We start from the raw sequence: 18,182 nt of genomic DNA on the forward strand, positions 1-18,182 counted from the left end.
AGCCCCTCCGGCGTTTGAGGAGCGGGGTCTGGGGCGGAGCCCCAGAAGGATGGGACGGGTAGGGGCGGCGGGGGCGAAGAAGGCCCCTCGCCGCGCTCGGGGTCAGGCGTCGGTGAAGTGTTCGCCCTTCTCTGCCTTCTCCACCAGCAACGCCGGCGGTGCGAACCGCTCCCCGTACCGGTCGGCCAGCTCACGCGCGCGGGCCACGAAGCCGGGGACGCCGCCGTCGTAGCCGTTGATGTACTGGAGGACACCCCCGGTCCAGCCGGGGAAGCCGATGCCGAAGATCGAGCCGATGTTGGCGTCGGCGACGGATGTGAGGACGCCCTCCTCCAGGAGCCGGACGGTGTCGAGGGCCTCGGAGAACAGCATGCGTTCCTGCATGTCCCGGAAGGGGATCTCGGCGCCCTCACGGATGAAGTGCTCGCGCAGCCCTGGCCACAACGCGCCACGCTTGCCGTCGGCGTCGTAGTCGTAGAAACCGGCACCGCCGCTGCGCCCCTCGCGGCCGAACTCGTCCACCATGCGGTCGATGACCGCCTCGGCGGGGTGGGACGTCCAGGTGCCGCCCGCCTCCTCCACGGCCCGCTTGGACTCGCCCCGGATCTTGCGCGGAAGGGTGAGCGTCAGCTCGTCCATCAGGGAGAGGACCTTGGCGGGGTAGCCCGCCTGCGCCGCCGCCTGTTCGACCGACGCGGGCTCGATGCCCTCGCCGACCATCGCGACGCCCTCGTTGATGAAGTGGCCGATGACACGGGAGGTGAAGAAGCCGCGGGAGTCGTTGACGACGATCGGCGTCTTCTTGATCTGCCGGACCAGGTCGAAGGCACGGGCCAGCGCCTCGTCCCCGGTCCGCTCGCCCTTGATGATCTCGACGAGCGGCATCTTGTCGACCGGAGAGAAGAAGTGCAGGCCGATGAAGTCGGCCTGCCGGTCCACACCCTCGGCCAGCACCGTGATCGGCAAGGTCGACGTGTTGGAGCACAGCAGGGCGTCCGGCTCGACGATGTCCTGGATCTCCTGGAAGACCTTGTGCTTCAGCTCCGGGTTCTCGAAGACGGCCTCGATGACCGCGTCGCAGCCGGCCACGTCCTGCGGGTCGGCCGCGGGCGTGATGCGGGCGAGGAGCGCGTCGGCCTTCACCTGGGTCGTACGGCCCCGGGAGACCGCCTTGGCGCACAGCTTCTCGGAGTAGCCCTTGCCCTTGAGGGCGGCTTCCAGCGACACGTCCTTCAGGACGACGTCGATGCCCGCGCGGGCGCAGGAGTAGGCGATGCCGGCGCCCATCATCCCGGCGCCGAGGACGGCGACCTTGCGGACCGGGCGCGACTCGATGCCCTTGGGCCGGTTGGCGCCGGAGTTGACGGCCTGGAGGTCGAAGAAGAACGCCTGGATCATGTTCTTCGACGTCTGGCCGGCGGCCAGTTCGACGAAGTAGCGCGCCTCGATCACCTGAGCCGTCTCGAAGTCGACCTGGGAGCCCTCCACCGCCGCCGCGAGGATGTTGCGCGGGGCCGGGTAGGGGGCGCCGCTGGTCTGCTTGCGCAGGGTGGCCGGGAAGGCGGGCAGGTTCGCCGCGAACTTGGGGTTCGCGGGCGTTCCGCCGGGGATCCTGTAGCCGGGCTTGTCCCAGGGCTGCTGCGATTCGGGGTGGGCCTCGATGAAGGCGCGGGCCTTGGCGAGCAGTTCCTCCTGGGTGGTGGCCACGTCGTCGATCAGGCCGTTCTGCAGGGCGCGCTGCGGGGTGTACTGGGTGCCCTGGAGGAGGACCTTGAGCAGGGCGTCGGCGATGCCGAGGAGGCGTACGGTGCGTACGACGCCGCCTCCGCCCGGCAGCAGGCCGAGGGTGACCTCGGGGCAGCCGATCTTGGAGCCGGGGGCGTCGAGGGCGATGCGGTGGTGGCAGGCGAGCGCGATCTCGTAGCCGCCGCCGAGGGCCGCGCCGTTCATCGCGGCGACGACCGGCTTGCCCAGGGTCTCGATGCGGCGCAGGTCGCGCTTGATGGCGAGGCCGCCGTCGAAGAGATCCTGTGCGGTTTCGGGTGTGACGCGGATCAGGTCGCGCAGGTCGCCGCCGGCGAAGAACGTCTTCTTGGCGGAGGTGATGATGACACCGCGGATGCTGTCCCTCTCGGCCTCCAGCCGGTCGGTGATCACGGCGAGGGAGTCGCGGAACGCCTGGTTCATGGTGTTCGCGGACTGGTCGGGGTCGTCCAGGACGAGGGTGACGACGCCGGCGCGGTCCTGTTCCCAGCGGATGGTGGTGCTCTGAGTCATGACGGGGTCTCCGTAGAAGTCTCTGAAGTCTCTTGGTTCCGCCGGGAGTTCAGACGCGCTCGACGATCGTGGCGATGCCCATGCCGCCGCCGACGCAGAGGGTCGCGAGGCCGTACCGCTTGTCCTGGCGCTCCAGTTCGTCGATCAGGCTGCCCAGGATCATCGCGCCGGTGGCGCCGAGCGGGTGGCCGAGGGCGATGGCGCCGCCGTTGACGTTGACCTTGTCCAGGGACAGGCCCATGTCCTTGACGAAGCGCAGGACGACCGCGGCGAAGGCCTCGTTGATCTCGACGAGGTCGATGTCGTCGATGGTCAGTCCGGCCTTGGCGAGCGCCTTGCGGGTGGCGGGCGCGGGGCCGGTGAGCATGATGGTGGGCTCGGAGCCGGAGACGGCGGCGGAGACGATGCGGGCGCGGGGCGTGAGGCCGTGGCGCTCGCCGACCTCGCGCGAGCCGATCGCCACCAGTGAGGCGCCGTCGACGATGCCGGAGGAGTTGCCCGCGTGGTGGACGTGGTCGATCTTCTCGACCCAGTGGTACTTCTGCAGCGCCACGGCGTCGAAGCCGCCCAGGTCCCCGATGTCCGCGAAGGACGGCTTCAGCTTGGCCAGGGAGTCCGCGGTGGTGCCCGGGCGCAGGTGCTCGTCGTGGTCGAGGACCGTCAGGCCGCTGCGGTCCTTCACGGGGACGACGGAGCGGTCGAAGCGGCCCTCCTTCCAGGCCGTCGCCGCCCGCTCCTGGGAGAGCGCCGCGTACTCGTCGACGTCGCGGCGCGAGAAGCCCTCGATGGTGGCGATGAGGTCGGCGCCGATGCCCTGCGGGACGAAGTTCACGGCGAGGTTGGTCATCGGGTCGTTGAACCAGGCGCCGCCGTCCGAGGCCATCGGCACCCGGGACATGGACTCGACGCCGCCCGCGAGGACGAGGTCCTCCCAGCCGGAGCGCACCTTGGCGGCGGCCAGGTTGACGGCTTCCAGGCCCGAGGCGCAGAAGCGGTTCTCCTGGACGCCGGCCACCGTGTCCGGGAGGCCGGCTGCGATGGCGGCGATGCGGGCGATGTCGGAGCCCTGGTCACCGACCGGGCCGACGACGCCCAGCACGATGTCGTCGACGGCGGCCGGGTCGAGACCGGGGAAGCGGGCGCGGATCTCGTGGATGAGGCCGACGACGAGGTCGATGGGCTTGGTGCCGTGCAGGGCGCCGTTCGCCTTGCCGCGGCCGCGCGGGGTGCGGATCGCGTCGTACACGTACGCTTCGGTGCTCACTGGGAAGCCTTTCGAGGGTGAGGGTCAGCCGGGCAAGGGAGCCCTGGGGCGTGTTCGGAACACTCACGGGCCGAGCAGGGAACGCCCGATGATCTCCTTCATGATCTCGGTCGTCCCGCCGTAGATGGTCTGGATACGGCCGTCGGTGAAGGCCCGGGCGACCGGGAATTCGCTCATATAGCCGTAGCCGCCGTGCAGTTGGAGGCAGCGGTCCGCGACCCGCTTCTGCAGCTCGGTCGCCCACCACTTGGCCATGGAGGCGTGCACGGCGTCGAGCTCGCCGTTGTCGTGGTCGGCTATGCAGCGGTCGAGGAAGGTGCGGGTGACGGCGCACTCGGTGGCCATCTCGGCGATCTCGAACCGGATGTGCTGCTTGGTGGCGAGCGGCCGGCCGAACGCCTCGCGTTCCTTGACGTACTCCGTGGTGATCTCCAGCAGGTGTTCGGCGGCGGCGATGGCGGAGACCGCGATGCTGAGCCGTTCCTGCGCGAGGTTCGTCATCAGATGGAGGAAGGCGCCGTTGAGGTCGCCGAGGAGGTTCTCCTTGGGCACGCGGACGTCGTGGAAGAACAGCTCGGCGGTGTCCTGTGCCTTCTGGCCGATCTTGTCGAGGTTGCGGCCGCGCTCGAAGCCGTCCATGCCGCGCTCGACGACGAGCAGCGACAGCCCGTGCGCACCGCCCTCCGGGGTCGTCTTCGCGACGACGATCACCAGGTCGGCGAGGATGCCGTTGGAGATGAAGGTCTTGGAGCCGTTGAGCACCCAGTGGTCGCCGTGGTCCTCGGCGTGGGTGCGGATGCCCTGGAGGTCGGAGCCGGCGCCGGGCTCGGTCATGGCGATGGCCGTGATCAGCGAGCCGTCGCAGAAGCCGGGCAGCCAGCGGCGCTTCTGCTCGTCGGTGGCGAGCGAGGTGAGGTACGGGCCGATGATGTCGTTGTGCAGGCCGAGGGCGAGGCCCGGGGCGCCCGCGCGGGTGAACTCCTCGGCGAGGACGGCGCTGTAGCGGAAGTCGGGGGTGCCGCCACCGCCGTACTCCTCCAGGACGGCGAAGCCGAGCAGTCCCTGCTTGCCGGCCGCGCGCCAGGCGTCACGGGAGACGATGCCGTCCTTCTCCCACTGCTCGTAGTACGGCAGCACCTCCCTGGCCAGGAAGCTGCGCACGGTGGCGCGGAACGCGTCGTGCTCGGGGGCGAAGATCTGCCGCTTCATGCGAGGTCCTTCGTGTCTTCCTGGTGCTTCATGAGATCGGGTACGCCCCAGTCGCGGGCCACGTCGGCGGTGTCCGCGCCGGGCTGGGCGGGTCCGGTGCGTACGGCGGTCGGGGTCGCTGAGAAGCGGGGCGCGGGGGCCGGCTGGGTGATGCCGCCGTGGTCGGTGAAGGTGCCGCGGGCGGCGAGGTGGGGGTGGTGCGGGGCCTCGCGCAGGGACAGGACGGGGGCGACGCAGGCGTCGGTGCCCTCGAAGACGGCCGTCCACTCGTCCCTGGTACGGGACTTGAAGCGGGCGGCGACCGCCTCGCGCAGCTCGCCCCAGCGGGAGAAGTCCTTGCGGGCGGCCGCGTGCTCCTCGATGTCGAGCAGCCGCAGGAACTCGGCGTAGAACTGCGGCTCCAGGGCGCCGACCGCCATGTACTTCCCGTCGGCGGTCTCGTAGGTGCCGTAGTAGGGGCAGCCGCCGTCGAGGAGGTTGGCGCCGCGCCGGTCCTGCCAGCCGCCGGCGGCGAGCATGCCGTGGATCATCGCGGCGAGGTGGGAGGTGCCGTCGACGATGGCGGCGTCGACGACCTGGCCGGTGCCGGTGGCGCGGGCGTGGTGGAGGGCGGCGAGGACGCCGACGATGAGGTAGAGGGAGCCGCCCGCGTAGTCGCCGACCAGGTTGGCGGGGACCGCCGGGGGTTCGTCGGGGCTGCCGATCATGCCGAGGGTGCCGGTGAGCGCGATATAGGCGATGTCGTGGCCGGCGCGGTCGGCGAGCGGCCCGTCCTGGCCCCAGCCGGTCATACGGCCGTAGACCAGCGCGGGGTTGCGGGCGTGGCAGGCCTCGGGGCCGACGCCGAGGCGCTCGGCGACGCCGGGGCGGTTGCCCTCGATGAGGATGTCGGCGCGGGCGGCGAGGTCGAGGACGCGCGCGGGGCCGTCGGGGGACTTCAGGTCGACGATCACCGAGCGCTTGTTGCGGTTGGTGATGTCGTACGCGGTGTCGATGGCGAGTCCCGTGCCGCCCGGCCGGTCCACGCGGACGACGTCGGCGCCGAGGTCGGCGAGAAGCATGGCGGCGAACGGGCCGGGCCCGATTCCGGCCAGCTCGACCACGCGCACGCCGGTGAGCGGGCCCTGTTCCGGCGTCGTCGCCATCCTGCCCCCAGGGGTATGACACTACTGCTGTAACACCAGTGATGCTAAGAACATGCGCCGACGGACACAAGAGCAAGCGCTTAGGAAGTTACCCGCCGGAAGCCGGTCCGCGAACCCGTGCGGTGCGGGTCAGCGCGTGTCCAGCTCCGCTATCAGCCGTTTCGGGGCGATGGTGCGGTAGCTCTCCTCCACCCAGTCGCAGAGCAGCTCGGCCGTCGGGGCGCCGTTGTGCTCCAGCGGGACGCTGACCCAGCCCGCCTTGCCCAGGCCGTATCCGGCGGGTTCGGCACCCGGGCAGGTCAGGGCGTGGGCGTGCGCCGACTCGTCCTTGAGCTTGACCGTGACGCCCAGCGGGTGACTGCCGTCGTCGACGCCGAGGAAGACGAACACCTTCTTGTTGACCTTCACGACCGTCTCACCCCACGGGAACTCCTCAGCGGCACCCGGCAGCCCGAGTGCGAACTCGCGCACTTTCTCCCACTTCTTCAGGGCATTCCTGGGCACCGCCACCGCACATACCTCCGGGCTCGTCGTCGGGCTCCGCACCCCTCACGCTAGCCTCGGCCACCGACAACGGCGCGTGCTGCGAGACCGAGGGGTGTCATGACCAGGCTGAAGAGGGCGGATCGCCCGTACGACGTCGTGCTCTTCGGAGCGACGGGCTTCGTGGGGATCCTCACCGCGGAGTACCTCGCCGCGCAGGCACCCGAGGGGCTGCGCTGGGCAATCGCCGGACGCAGCAGGCAGAAGCTGGAGCGGCTGCGTGACCGGCTGCCGGGCGGCGCGAAGGTCGGGATACTGGAGGCGGACGTCTCGGACCCGGCCTCGATGCGGCGACTCGCCGAGAACGCGCGCGTGGTGGCCACGACGGTGGGGCCGTATGTGACCTACGGCGAGGATCTCGTCGCCGCCTGCGCGGACACCGGCGCCGACTATCTCGACCTGTCCGGTGAGCCGGAGTTCGTGGACCTGACCTATGTCCGGCACGACGCACGCGCGCGTGAGACGGGCGCACGGCTGGTGCACGCCTGTGGCTTCGACTCGATCCCGCACGACCTGGGCGCGTACTTCACCGTCCAGCAGCTGCCCGAGGGCGTGCCGCTGACGGTGGACGGGTTCGTGACCGCCGACGCCATGTTCTCCGGCGGCACATTCGCCTCGGCGCTCAACCAGTTCTCGCGCGGGCGCCAGATGCTGTCCGCCGCGCGTGACCGGGCCCGGCACGAGCCGCGGCTGATGGGGCGCCGGGCGCAGGCGCCGACGGGTGCGCCGCGGTTCGCCAAGGAGGTCGGCGCCTGGGCGGTGCCGCTGCCGACGATCGACCCGCAGATCGTCCGGCGCTCCGCGCGGTCCCTCGACCGGTACGGACCGGACTTCCGCTACCGCCACTACGCCGCCGTACGGCATCTGCCGATCGCGCTCGGCGGGGTCGCGGCGGTCGGCGCGCTCGCCACGGCCGCCCAACTGCCGCCGGCCCGGCGCTGGTTGTCCGACCGGCTCAAGCCCGGCGAGGGGCCGGGCCCGGAGAAGCGCGCGAAGAGCTGGTTCTCGGTCCGTTTCGTCGGCGAGGGCGGCGGCCGGCGGGTCTTCACCGAGGTCGCGGGCGGTGACCCCGGATACGGCGAGACGGCGAAGATGTTCGCCGAGTCGGCCCTGTCCCTCGCCTTCGACGACCTGCCGCCCACGGCCGGCCAGGTCACGACGGCGGTGGCGATGGGGGACGCGCTGATCGAACGGCTGCGGAAGGCGGGGATCACCTTCCGGGTGGCCGCGACCCGCTGAACGGCCCTAAAGGGTCCACCCCGCCACGGTGAAGATCATCCCGCCGATCCAGGCCAGCCCCGCCACCACGGCGAGAACCAACGCGGCCGTCACGGCACGCTCCACAGGACGGTCGGGGTCGGCAAGGGGCTTCGGGGCACGGTGCGTCGTCATGCCTCAGAGCCTGCCGATCAGGGCGGGCGGGGACATCCGTACGGGTACTCAGACGACGTACTCAGCCGGAACCGACCGTGGACCTCATCGGAGGTCGTCACCCGTGTCCTCGGTCGGCGGCCAGTCCCCCAGCGCCTCCGCGATGCGGTCCCGCACGGACGGGTCGGACGCGGAGGTGGCGAGCCGGACGGCGATGGGGCCGATCTGCCAGCCCGCGTGATGGTCGTAGAAGGGAGGGTGCCCCGCCTCGTTGTGGGCGACCTTGCCGACCAGCTCGGCGAGACGGATCAGTAGCCGCTGCTGCTCCGTCGGGTACTCCCAGGCATCGAGTCCTCGCCCGCGGACCAGCCCGAACACCTCGCTGCCACGGCTCCACCGGGCGCGGTCGGCCGCGAGTTCCACCGCCGCGTCGATCTCCGGTGTGCGGCCGAGACCCTCCGCCGCTGCCGCGAGCACCCGACCCGCCCAGGTCACAGGCAGGGGTTGGCGTTCGAACACGGATCGCCCCCAGCTCCGGGTCGGGTCCGCCGCGGCACGGGCGGCGAGTTCCGGCCTCGGCCCGGTCGCGTCCTTCAGTGCCCGCCGGCACAGGGCGTCCGCGTGGCGGGTCGTTTCCGGGAGGCGGTAGGTGGGGGTCAGGGTGAGGGTGTGGGCGCAGGCGTTGTCGAGGGTCGTGCGGTGGCCCACCGAGACGAAGACCGGCTTGACGGTGTCGCGGGTGCGCAGGGCTCGGCCCACCTCCTCGGTGCCTGCCATGAGGGGCGCCGAGGAGCCACGGGTGGTGGCGGGGGCGTCGTAGGTGAAGGTGAACGGGTTCTTGGCGACGCCGATCGTCGGCAGGCCGGTGAGGACGCCGAGGTGGCTGGCGAGGCCGAAGCGGCGAGGGTGGGCGAGGCCGTAGCCGTCGCAGACGACCAGGCCGGGCGGGCAGGGCAGGGCGTCGAGGGCGGCGAGGACCGTGGGGATCTCGCGGAAGGCGAGCAGGCCGGGGACGTACGGGAAGGAGATCCGGCCGACGGCCGTGGCCTCGGCGACCACCTCCAGGGTCGCGGCGTCCAGGACGACCGCCGCGGCCGCGACCACGTCCCGTTCGTCGTCGTAGGCCACGTCGACGCCGGTCACATGGCCGGATCCGGGCGGCGGGCCCGGCTCGTCGAGCACGACTCGCTCCCGGAGTTCGTCCTGGACGGCGCGGGCCTCCGCCTCGGTCGCGGGCCAGCCCGCTGGAATGCTTACGGTCGTCATGGTGGGCACGAGCGTACGGGCCCCGGAGTAGGCTCGCGATCATGTTCGTGCTGGAGCTGACCTACACCGCCCCGATCGAGGACGTCGACGCCGCGCTGGAGGCCCACGTGGCGTGGCTCGACGAGCAGTACGAGCAAGGGGTGTTCCTCGCGTCCGGACGCAAGAACCCCCGCGACGGCGGGGTGATCCTCGCCGTCGCGGAGGACCGCGGGCGCATCGAGGAGATCGCCGCGGGGGATCCGTTCGTCGCGGCCGGGGTGTGCGCGTACCGCATCACCGAGTTCGTCGCCACGAAGACGGCACCGGGACTGGAGCGCTACCGCGAGACGCCCGGCTGAGTCGGCCGGCCGGGGCGGTCGGGTCACTTCCCGCCCAGCGCCTGCTTGAGCTGGCTCTTGTTCATGTCCGAACGCCCGTGGATGTTACGGCGCTTGGCCTCCTCGTAGAGCTGGTCGTACGTGGGTCCCTGGGAGCCCTTGCCGGACCGCTGGCCGCCCCGCTTGCCGGACGACATGTCCTGGGTGGACGTGCGGCTCGCGGACTTCGACTCGCCCGACCGGGCTCGCTCCTTGTTCACCGTCCGCGCCGCGATCTCCTTGGCGCGGCCTGTGCTCTCGCCCCGGTCCTCGGCGCTTTCCTTGATGTGCTCGTACTGGCGCTCCCGCTTGGAGCTCGAACCGCGTGGCATGTCGGGTCACTCCTCTCGCAGTCGGCGCCCGAGTACCCACTTTCGCCGTCAGCCCTCCAGCCGCGCCACCCGGCCCCTCTCCCCCGCGGCCCAGCAGCCCAGGTCCGGGGTGCAGTCCACGGTGTCGTACGAGCCCGCGTCGACGGTCCGCCAGGTGCGGCCGCCGTCGGTCGTCAGATCGGTGCCGGTGGGGCCGACCGCGAGGGCGGCGATACGGCTGTGCGGCAGCCAGGCGACGCCGGAACGGTAGGCGGGCGGCGGCGTGGCGGCGGGCCGCCAGCCTCGGCCGGCGTCGCGGGTGTGTGCGGCGGCCTGCGGGGAGGCCTGGTCGGGGCGGTAGTCGCCGCCGACGGCGAGGCCGTGCGTACGGTCGCGGAAGGCGAGCGCGAAGACGCCACGGGCCGGGTCGCCCGCGGGGATCGGGGCGTCGGCGGCCGTCCAGGTGAGCCCTCGATCGCGGGAGTGCAGCACGCGCGCGCGTGCGGCGCCGCCGGTGGCCAACCAGACGTCCTTCGGCCCGGAGCCGACCAGGCACTGCCCGCTCGCCGCGAAACCGGCCTCGCCCTCCAGCGCGGCGGGCATCCCGGCGCTGGGCAGCACCTTCCAGGAACGGCCGCCGTCACTGGTCGACAGGATGCGGAACCTGCCGTCGACCGGGTCGCTCATCGCCAGCCCGTGGCGGCGGTCGAAGAAGGTCATGCAGTCGTAGAAGGCCCGCGCGTCGGTGTTGCGGAAGGACTCCGTCCAGGTCGCGCCGCCGTCGTCCGTGCGGTACACGCGCGACGCCTCGCCCTCGCCGATGGCCAGCACCACCGCGCGGCGGGCGTCGAACGCCTCGATGTCCCGGAACTGAAGCTCGCCGGCGCCGGGCGGCGAGACGTTTCGCCAGGTCGTGCCGCCGTCGGTGGTGCGCAGCACGGTACCCGCCGTTCCCGCCAGCCACGCGGTGTTCCGGCTGACCGCGGACAGCCCCCGGAACCGCACCTCCGGGGCGCCGCTGTCCTTGAGTTCCCAGTGCGGCGCCCGGCGCTCCGGTTCGTGCGCCTGCGCGGGTACGGCCGTCAGCACGGCCAGCGCCGCCGCGCACACCGCCCCCACGGTCACTGTCCGAAACGTACGCCCCGACCGTCGCATGCTCCCCGAACGCCTCATGGCGGGCGAAGCTAGCCGACCGCCTCGGCGGCGTCCAGACGGCCTCCGTCACAAGTGACTTTCCCGGCACAGGAGGACGAACGCGTCACCCCCGTGCATGAAGGCGGTGACAGAGGTCACTCGCTCTTCGTGTGCACGGATTGGCTGATTCCGTCGTCTCTATCAGTGCCCGGTCTCGTCCGCCCGGATGTTCGTCCAGCCGTCACAAGGGAGCAAGGCGTTGTCCACCGTCATCGAGCAGCCCGTTGAGGCCCGTCTCGTCGCCGCCGCGCCGCGGATGCCGAGCATTCCGGCGACCCTGCACTACGACCGGCGCGATCCGTTTGCCGTCCGTATGACGTTTCCGGCTCCGGCGACGCTGGAGGGGGTCGAGGTCTGCTGGACCTTCAGTCGTGAGCTGTTGCTGGGGGGTCTGGAGGGGGCTGTGGGGGACGGTGACGTCCGGGTGCGGCCGTATGGGTTCGATCGTACGGTGCTGGAGTTTCACGCGCCTGAGGGGACGGCTGTCGTGCATATCCGGTCCGGTGAGGTGCGGCGGTTCCTGGAGGCTACGAGCGAGTTGGTGCCGATGGGGTTGGAGCATCTTCAGCTGGATCTGGACCGGGATCTGGCGGAGCTTATGCGGGATGCCTGCTGACGGGGCGGTTTTCGCCCCCGCCGCCCCTACCCGTCCCATCCCTTGAAGGGGCTCCGCCCCTTCGACCCCGCTGGGGGCTGCGCCCCCAGACCCCCGCTGTCGGCCCTTCGGGCCTCGTCCTCAAACGCCGGACGGGCTAGGAGTGGCCGCCTCGCAGCTCGGGGATACGAGCCATGGCTTGGCTCGCATTTAATTCCGTTGACACCCCCGCATCGCCTCCATAGCGTGTACATCGGTCCTGTTGCCGTCGATTGGAGAAGGACGTTGCTCGTCTGAGGTCCTGAGACACCGCGCCACACCTGAGGTGTGTTTGCGCTGCGTGCGACCTCGGCCGTCGAGCCGTCCTCCGGAGCAGGGCCTTCTTGTTGGTCGCCGGTGTCTCGATACGCGTTTGCCCTTGATCGCTTCGAGCATCCGCGGAGGCCCGTATGTCTACTTCCATCACCTGTACTTCTCTCCATTTCACCTGGCCCGACGGCACTCCCGTCTTCGAAGGCCTCGATGTCTCCTTCGGTCCCGGCCGGACGGGGCTGGTCGGCGTCAACGGGTCGGGAAAGTCAACCCTGTTGAAGCTTGTCGCGGGTGAGCTCGCGCCGGTCGACGGCGGTGTGCGCGTCGCGGGTGAGGTGGGGTATCTCCCGCAGAACGTCACGCTCGACACCGGTCTGAAGGTCGACGAGGCTCTCGGTATCGCGGAGCAACGAGCCGCGCTGCACGCCATCGAGGCGGGTGACGTGGCCGAGGAGCACTTCGAGACCGTCGGCGACGACTGGGACGTGGAGGAGCGGGCCGTGGCCACCCTCGGCGAATTCGGGCTCGGGCATGTGGAGTTGGACCGCACCATCGGTGAGGTGTCGGGCGGCGAGTCGGTGCTGTTGCGGCTGGCGGCGCTGATGCTGCGCCGCCCGGACGTCCTGCTGCTCGACGAGCCGACCAACAACCTCGACCTGTACGCGCGTCGGCGGCTGTACGCGGCCGTCGCGTCCTGGCCGGGGGTGATGGTGGTGGTCAGCCACGACCGTGAACTCCTGGAGCTCGTCGACCAGATCGCCGATCTGCGGGCCGGGGAGGTCACCTGGTACGGCGGCAACTTCTCCGCGTACGAGGAGGCGCTCACCACCGAGCAGGAGGCGGCCGAGCGGATGGTGCGGGTCGCCGAGGCCGATCTGAAGAAGCAGAAGCGCGAACTGGTCGACGCCCAGGTCAAGTTGGCCCGGCGCAGGCGGTACGGGCAGAAGATGTGGGACCAGAAGCGCGAGCCGAAGATCGTCATGGGTGCGCGCAAGCGGGCGGCGCAGGAGTCCGCGGGCAAGCACCGGATCATGCACGAGGAGAAGCTCGCCGAGGCCAAGGAGCGGCTCGACGAGGCGGTGGAGGCCGTACGGGACGACGACGAGATCCGCGTCGACCTGCCGTACACGGCCGTGCCGCCGGGGCGGAACGTCCTTACGCTGATGGACCTGGAGCTGGCGTACGGCGCGCGCGTGAGCGGCGGATTCGATCTGCGCGGCCCTGAGCGGGTCGCGTTGATCGGGCGCAACGGCGCGGGCAAGACGACGCTGCTGCGGACCATCGCCGGGGAGCTGCCGCCGGTGTCGGGTGAGGCGACGGCACATGTCCCGCACCGGTTCCTGCCGCAGCGGCTCGATGTGCTGGACGGTGAGCTGAGCGTCGCCGAGAACGTGGCCCGCTTCGCGCCGGCCGCCACCAACAACCGGGTCCGGGCGCGGCTCGCCCGCTTCCTGTTCCGGGGCGCCCGCGCCGATCAGAAGGCGGCGACGCTCTCCGGTGGCGAACGCTTCCGGGCGGCGCTGGCGGCGCTGATGCTGGCCGAGCCCGCACCGCAGCTGCTGATGCTGGACGAGCCGACGAACAACCTGGACATGGCGAGCGTACGGCAGCTCACCACGGCCCTGGAGTCGTACGAGGGGGCGCTGATCGTGGCCAGCCACGACCTGCCGTTCCTGGAGTCGATCGGCATCACGCGCTGGCTGATGATGGCGGAGGGAGAACTCAAGGAAATCACGCCAGAAGCTGTCGGGTATTCCGCCTAGCTTCGGCTTCATGCCCGATTTCATCACCATCAGCGGAGCCCGGGAGAACAACCTCAAGGACGTCTCCCTGCGCATCCCGAAAGGCCGGCTGACCGTGTTCACCGGCCTTTCGGGCTCGGGGAAGTCGTCGATCGTCTTCGACACGATCGCGGTCGAGTCGCAGCGGCAGCTGAACGAGACCTTCCCGTGGTTCGTGCGCAACCGGCTGCCCAAGTACGAGCGTCCGCACGCGGAGGCCTTGGAGGACCTCTCCCCCGCGATCGTCGTCGACCAGCGGCCGGTCGGGGGCCACTCGCGGTCCACGGTCGGCACGATGACCGACATCTACTCGGTGATCCGGGTGCTGTTCTCCCGGCACGGCTCCCCCAGCGCCGGGCCCGCGACCGCCTACTCCTTCAACGACCCCTCGGGCATGTGCCCCGAGTGCGACGGCCTGGGTCGTACGGTACGGCCGGACTGGGACCGCATCCTCGACCCGGACCGGACGCTGGCCGGCGGGGCGGTCCGCTTCCCGCCGTTCGCGGCGGGCACCTGGCAGGGGCAGACGTACACGAACAGCGCCGAACTCGACCCGGACAAGCCCGTCGGACGGTTCACCGCGGCCGAGCGGGAGTTCCTGATGCGCGGCCGCCCCGGCAGCAAGGTCACCGTCACCGGCACGGGCGGCACCTGGGTCACCGACTACGAGGGGCTCGCCCCCCGCTTCGAACGGCTGTATCTGAAGCGGGACCTGTCGGCGATGAGCCAGAAGACCCGCGACCTGGTGCGGGAGTTCCTGGCGGAGGGCAGCTGCCCGGTGTGCGAGGGGGCCCGGCTGAACGCGGCGGCGCTCGCCACCCGCGTCAACGGTCTGAACATCGCCGACTGCACACATATGCAGGTCACCGACCTGATCACGGTGCTGAAGGACATCGACGACCCGGTCGCCGGACCGATCGCCCGCGCCGCCGTCACCGCCCTCGAACGCATCGACGCCATCGGCCTCGGCTACCTCAGCCTCGACCGCGAGACGTCCACGCTCTCCGGCGGCGAGGGCCAGCGCCTGAAGACCGTGCGCCATCTGGGTTCCAGCCTGACCGGCATGACGTACGTGTTCGACGAGCCCAGCGTCGGACTGCACCCGCGTGACGTCGGCCGTCTCGGCGATCTCCTGCTTCGACTGCGCGACAAGGGCAACACCGTGCTGGTGGTCGAGCACGACCCGGACGTCATCGCGCTCGCCGATCACGTCGTCGACATGGGTCCGGCCGCCGGCGCGGGCGGCGGACGGGTCGTGTTCGAGGGGACGCCGGGCGAGCTGGCCGAGTCGGGCACGGTGACCGGGCGGTGCCTCGGGCGTCGTGCGCAGCTGAAGGAGGACGTCCGCGCGGCGGGCGGTGGGCTGTGGGTGAAGGGCGCCGGCCGGCACAACCTGCGGGACGTGACCGTGGAGTTCCCGGTCGGGGTGCTCACCGTCGTCACCGGGGTCGCCGGGTCCGGGAAGAGCACGCTGGTCGCGGAGTTCACCGCGGCGCACACCGACGCCGTGGTCGTGGACCAGTCGTCGATCGGGATCTCCGCGCGGTCGACTCCGGCGACCTACCTCGGGATCATGGACACGGTACGGAAGATCTTCGCGCGCGAGACGGGCGCCGATCCGGGGTTGTTCAGCTTCAACTCGTCCGGGGCGTGCGGCACCTGCGAGGGTCGCGGGATCATCTACACCGACCTGGCGTTCATGGATCCGGTGACGACGACGTGCCACGACTGCGAGGGGCGGCGCTTCCGGGACGAGGTGCGGCGCCTGACCGTGGGCGGCAGCTCCATCGTGGACGTACTGGAGATGACGGCGGAGCAGGCGCTGGAGTTCTTCCCGGACGCGCGCGTACGCCGCCGGCTGCGCGCCCTGCGGGACGTGGGGCTGACGTATCTCACGCTCGGCCAGCCGCTCTCCACCCTCTCCGGCGGTGAACGTCAGCGCATCAAGCTGGCGACGCGACTGCACCGCACGGGGGCGGTGTACGTCCTGGACGAGCCGACGACCGGACTGCACATGTCGGATGTCGACGGGCTGCTCGGGCTGCTGGACCGGCTCGTCGACGTGGGCAACACGGTCGTGGTGGTCGAGCACAACCTGGACGTGGTGGCGCACGCCGACTGGATCATCGACCTGGGGCCGGACGGCGGGCGCGACGGGGGCCGGGTGATCTTCGAAGGAACCCCGCGACAGCTCCTCGACGCCCCCGGTTCCTTCACGGCCGAGCATCTCAGGAGGGCCACAGCCTGACCACGGGGGTTTTGTACGGGCGGGTAACCCCTGCATGATGGCGGGTCGGTGCCCCATGCAGCATGGCGCCGACACCTGCCACCGATCCGGAGATCCCTCGTGCCCAGCAAGAAGGCCCTCGTCCGCCGCCCCAGCCCGCGCCTCGCCGAAGGGCTGGTGACGCACATCGACCGGGAGAAGGTCGACGTCGACCTGGCGGTCGAGCAGTGGGAGGGATACGTGGAGGCCCTGCGCGGGCACGGCTGGGAGACGGTCGAGGTGGACCCGGCCGACGACTGCCCGGACTCGGTGTTCGTCGAGGACACGGTCGTCATGTACAAGAACGTCGCGCTGATCACCCGGCCCGGCGCCGAGTCCCGGCGCGAGGAGACCCTCGGCGTCGAGGAGGCCGTCGCCTCGCTCGGCTGCTCCGTGAACTGGATCTGGGAGCCGGGCACGCTGGACGGCGGCGACGTGCTCAAGGTCGGCGACACGATCTACGTCGGCCGAGGCGGCCGGACCAACGCGGCCGGCGTCCAGCAGCTGCGGGCCGCCTTCGAACCGCTGGGGGCGCGGGTCGTCGCCGTCCCCGTGAGCAAGGTGCTGCACCTGAAGTCGGCGATCACGGCGCTGCCCGACGGGACGATCCTCGGCCGTATCCCGCAGCTGGACGCCCCGTCGCTGTTCCCGCGCTTCCTTCCGGTGCCGGAGGAGTCAGGGGCGCACGTGGTGCTGCTCGGCGGCGGCAAGCTGCTCATGGCCGCGAGCGCGCCGAAGACGGCGGAGCTGCTCGCGGACCTGGGTCATGAGCCGGTGCCGGTCGACATCGGCGAGTTCGAGAAGCTGGAGGGATGTGTGACATGTCTCTCGGTCCGGATGCGTGATCTGTACGCCTGACCGACGCGGCGGAACACTCTTTCAGCCCCGGGACCTGCGGGTCCTGGGGCTTTTCGCGTAACCCGTGAAGTCCGGGCGGAACGGCCGCTGATCAGGGGTCTTTACATCGCTCTTAACCTACGGCTTCGTAACCTACGGGTTCGTAGCCTACGATCCCGTAGGTTCCCGGCAACCGCTCGCCGGTCACCTGCCCCGTGTTGTGCGTCCCCCTGGAGTTCCCGTGACGATCGCTTCCCCTCACCTCGGCAGCCCCGCCGTCTGGACCGACGCCCGGCTGTTGTACGCACTGGAGGAAGTGGTCGAGCAGGAGCTCAACCGGCATCTGAAGGTCGCCAAGGACTGGATGCCGCACGAGTACGTGCCGTGGACGGACGGCCGTAACTTCCCCGGCCTCTTCGAGGACGGCGAGGCCTGGGACAAGGAGCAGTCCAAGGTCACCGAGATCGGCCGCATCGCGCTGGTGGTGAACCTCCTCACCGAGGACAACCTCCCCAGCTACCACCACGAGATCGCCTCGCTCTTCGGCCGTGACGGCGCCTGGGGCACCTGGGTGCACCGCTGGACCGCAGAGGAGGGCCGGCACGGCATCGTGATGCGCGACTACCTGCTCACCTCGCGCGCGGTGGACCCGGACAAGCTGGAGCAGTTCCGCATGTCCCACATGAGCGAGGGCTTCGAGTCGGACAACCGCCACTCGATGCTGCACTCGGTCGCCTACGTCGCCTTCCAGGAGCTCGCGACCCGCATCTCGCACCGCAACACCGGCCACCAGTCCGGTGACCCGGTCTGCGACCGCATGCTGGCGCGCATCGCGACCGACGAGAACCTCCACATGGTCTTCTACCGCAACCTGCTGAAGGCCGCCTTCGAACTCGCCCCGGACCTCACGATGCAGGCCGTGCGCGACGTCGTCGTCAACTTCCGCATGCCCGGCCACGGCATCCCCGGCTTCGAGCGCGCCGCCGCCCAGATGGCCATCGGCGAGGTCTACAACCTCCGAATCCACCACGACGACGTCCTCCAGCCCGTCCTCCGCCACTTGAAGGTCATGGAGATCGACGGCCTCGGCCCCGAGGGCCAGAAGGCCCAGGAGGAACTGGGCCTGTACATGGGCGGCCTCGACGCGGAAGCCCTGAAGTTCGACGAGAAGCTGGCGGCCCGAAAGGCCCGGATGGCGGCCCGGGCCGGCGCCTGACGCCCCAGCCCGTCCGGCGTCCGAGGACGAGTCTTTGCCATCCCTGGCCCCCACCCACCCGCAGGAGACTCGCCAGGCATTCTCAGCCCGTCCGGCGTCCGAGGACGAGTCTTTGCCATCCCTAGCCCCCACCCGCCCGCAGGGGGCTCCGCCAAGCCTTTTCAGCCCGTCCGGCGTTTGAGGACGAGGCCCGAAGGGCCGACAGCGGGGGTCTGGGGGCGCAGCCCCCAGCGGGGTCG

The 18,182-nt window shown here is 70.8% G+C and carries 15 protein-coding genes and 1 pseudogene; 7 read left to right on the top strand and 9 right to left on the bottom strand.

The window, feature by feature from the left end; all coding sequences use genetic code 11:
- Nucleotides 1–102: 102 nt before the first annotated feature.
- The 5 genes from L0P92_RS30185 to L0P92_RS30205 form a co-directional block, all read right to left on the bottom strand.
- Nucleotides 103–2,277: a 3-hydroxyacyl-CoA dehydrogenase NAD-binding domain-containing protein gene (locus tag L0P92_RS30185; RefSeq protein ID WP_234766218.1), complete on the bottom strand. Its 2,175-nt coding sequence runs from the start codon at nt 2,275–2,277 to the stop codon at nt 103–105.
- 49 nt (nt 2,278–2,326) lie between these two features.
- Nucleotides 2,327–3,541, bottom strand: a complete 1,215-nt coding sequence (locus L0P92_RS30190; protein WP_234766219.1) for an acetyl-CoA C-acetyltransferase — start codon at nt 3,539–3,541, stop codon at nt 2,327–2,329.
- 63 nt (nt 3,542–3,604) lie between these two features.
- Complete coding sequence (locus L0P92_RS30195) at nt 3,605–4,750, bottom strand: acyl-CoA dehydrogenase family protein (RefSeq protein WP_234766220.1); 1,146 nt, start codon at nt 4,748–4,750, stop codon at nt 3,605–3,607.
- On the bottom strand, nt 4,747–5,895 hold the full coding sequence (locus tag L0P92_RS30200) for a CaiB/BaiF CoA transferase family protein (RefSeq protein ID WP_234766221.1): 1,149 nt from the start codon (nt 5,893–5,895) through the stop codon (nt 4,747–4,749). The genes L0P92_RS30195 and L0P92_RS30200 overlap by 4 nt, the downstream gene beginning before the upstream one ends.
- A 129-nt stretch (nt 5,896–6,024) precedes the next feature.
- Nucleotides 6,025–6,405: an MmcQ/YjbR family DNA-binding protein gene (locus L0P92_RS30205; RefSeq protein WP_234766222.1), complete on the bottom strand. Its 381-nt coding sequence runs from the start codon at nt 6,403–6,405 to the stop codon at nt 6,025–6,027.
- 93 nt (nt 6,406–6,498) lie between these two features.
- Here L0P92_RS30205 and L0P92_RS30210 point away from each other — a divergent pair, with 93 nt between their 5' ends.
- Entirely contained in the window at nt 6,499–7,677 is a 1,179-nt protein-coding gene (locus tag L0P92_RS30210; RefSeq protein WP_234766223.1) for a saccharopine dehydrogenase family protein, read from the top strand.
- A 6-nt stretch (nt 7,678–7,683) separates the two neighbouring features.
- On the opposite strand, the gene mmpA is transcribed toward L0P92_RS30210, so the two are convergent.
- Together mmpA and L0P92_RS30220 are read right to left on the bottom strand one after the other, a co-directional pair.
- The gene (gene mmpA / locus L0P92_RS30215; protein ID WP_167366184.1) at nt 7,684–7,830 is read right to left on the bottom strand and encodes a morphogenic membrane protein MmpA; all 147 of its coding nucleotides are present in this window, start codon (nt 7,828–7,830) and stop codon (nt 7,684–7,686) included.
- A gap of 561 nt (nt 7,831–8,391) precedes the next feature.
- Nucleotides 8,392–9,075: pseudogene (locus L0P92_RS30220) on the bottom strand (endonuclease V); the annotation flags it as partial.
- Nucleotides 9,076–9,116: 41 nt separating this feature from the next.
- Between L0P92_RS30220 and L0P92_RS30225 the strand changes: the two are divergent.
- Nucleotides 9,117–9,413, top strand: a complete 297-nt coding sequence (locus L0P92_RS30225; RefSeq protein ID WP_234766224.1) for a YciI family protein — start codon at nt 9,117–9,119, stop codon at nt 9,411–9,413.
- A gap of 23 nt (nt 9,414–9,436) precedes the next feature.
- Here L0P92_RS30225 and L0P92_RS30230 read toward each other — a convergent pair whose 3' ends face one another.
- Together L0P92_RS30230 and L0P92_RS30235 are read right to left on the bottom strand one after the other, a co-directional pair.
- Nucleotides 9,437–9,763 carry a plasmid stabilization protein gene (locus tag L0P92_RS30230; protein WP_234766225.1) on the bottom strand — a complete coding sequence of 109 codons (327 nt, stop codon included), beginning with the start codon at nt 9,761–9,763 and terminating at the stop codon, nt 9,437–9,439.
- Between the two features lie 48 nt (nt 9,764–9,811).
- A complete protein-coding gene (locus L0P92_RS30235; protein ID WP_234766226.1) occupies nt 9,812–10,897 on the bottom strand; it encodes a WD40/YVTN/BNR-like repeat-containing protein in 1,086 nt (361 codons plus the stop codon).
- Between the two features lie 238 nt (nt 10,898–11,135).
- Here L0P92_RS30235 and ssgD point away from each other — a divergent pair, with 238 nt between their 5' ends.
- From ssgD to L0P92_RS30260, 5 genes are all read left to right on the top strand, one after another.
- Nucleotides 11,136–11,552 (top strand): spore wall synthesis regulator SsgD, encoded by a 417-nt coding sequence (gene ssgD / locus L0P92_RS30240; protein ID WP_234766227.1) that lies wholly within the window; start codon nt 11,136–11,138, stop codon nt 11,550–11,552.
- Nucleotides 11,553–11,980: 428 nt separating this feature from the next.
- Complete coding sequence (locus tag L0P92_RS30245; RefSeq protein ID WP_234766228.1) at nt 11,981–13,606, top strand: ABC-F family ATP-binding cassette domain-containing protein; 1,626 nt, start codon at nt 11,981–11,983, stop codon at nt 13,604–13,606.
- A 10-nt stretch (nt 13,607–13,616) separates the two neighbouring features.
- On the top strand, nt 13,617–15,872 hold the full coding sequence (locus tag L0P92_RS30250; protein WP_234766229.1) for an ATP-binding cassette domain-containing protein: 2,256 nt from the start codon (nt 13,617–13,619) through the stop codon (nt 15,870–15,872).
- 99 nt (nt 15,873–15,971) lie between these two features.
- The gene (ddaH, locus tag L0P92_RS30255; RefSeq protein ID WP_234766230.1) at nt 15,972–16,748 is read left to right on the top strand and encodes a dimethylargininase; all 777 of its coding nucleotides are present in this window, start codon (nt 15,972–15,974) and stop codon (nt 16,746–16,748) included.
- Between the two features lie 220 nt (nt 16,749–16,968).
- Entirely contained in the window at nt 16,969–17,943 is a 975-nt protein-coding gene (locus L0P92_RS30260) for an acyl-ACP desaturase (RefSeq protein ID WP_234766231.1), read from the top strand.
- Nucleotides 17,944–18,182: the final 239 nt, after the last annotated feature.

The organism is Streptomyces muensis (assembly GCF_021474425.1).
GTDB lineage: Bacteria > Actinomycetota > Actinomycetes > Streptomycetales > Streptomycetaceae > Streptomyces > Streptomyces muensis.

Bases quoted from the DNA above. Each gene is read 5' to 3' on its own strand.
- L0P92_RS30185 (WP_234766218.1), bottom strand. From the start codon at position 2,277: ATGACTCAGAGCACCACCATCCGCTGGGAACAGGACCGCGCCGGCGTC.
- L0P92_RS30195 (WP_234766220.1), bottom strand. From the start codon at position 4,750: ATGAAGCGGCAGATCTTCGCCCCCGAGCACGACGCGTTCCGCGCCACC.
- L0P92_RS30200 (WP_234766221.1), bottom strand. From the start codon at position 5,895: ATGGCGACGACGCCGGAACAGGGCCCGCTCACCGGCGTGCGCGTGGTC.
- L0P92_RS30210 (WP_234766223.1), top strand. From the start codon at position 6,499: ATGACCAGGCTGAAGAGGGCGGATCGCCCGTACGACGTCGTGCTCTTC.
- mmpA (WP_167366184.1), bottom strand. From the start codon at position 7,830: ATGACGACGCACCGTGCCCCGAAGCCCCTTGCCGACCCCGACCGTCCT.
- L0P92_RS30225 (WP_234766224.1), top strand. From the start codon at position 9,117: ATGTTCGTGCTGGAGCTGACCTACACCGCCCCGATCGAGGACGTCGAC.
- L0P92_RS30230 (WP_234766225.1), bottom strand. From the start codon at position 9,763: ATGCCACGCGGTTCGAGCTCCAAGCGGGAGCGCCAGTACGAGCACATC.
- L0P92_RS30235 (WP_234766226.1), bottom strand. From the start codon at position 10,897: ATGCGACGGTCGGGGCGTACGTTTCGGACAGTGACCGTGGGGGCGGTG.
- L0P92_RS30245 (WP_234766228.1), top strand. From the start codon at position 11,981: ATGTCTACTTCCATCACCTGTACTTCTCTCCATTTCACCTGGCCCGAC.
- L0P92_RS30250 (WP_234766229.1), top strand. From the start codon at position 13,617: ATGCCCGATTTCATCACCATCAGCGGAGCCCGGGAGAACAACCTCAAG.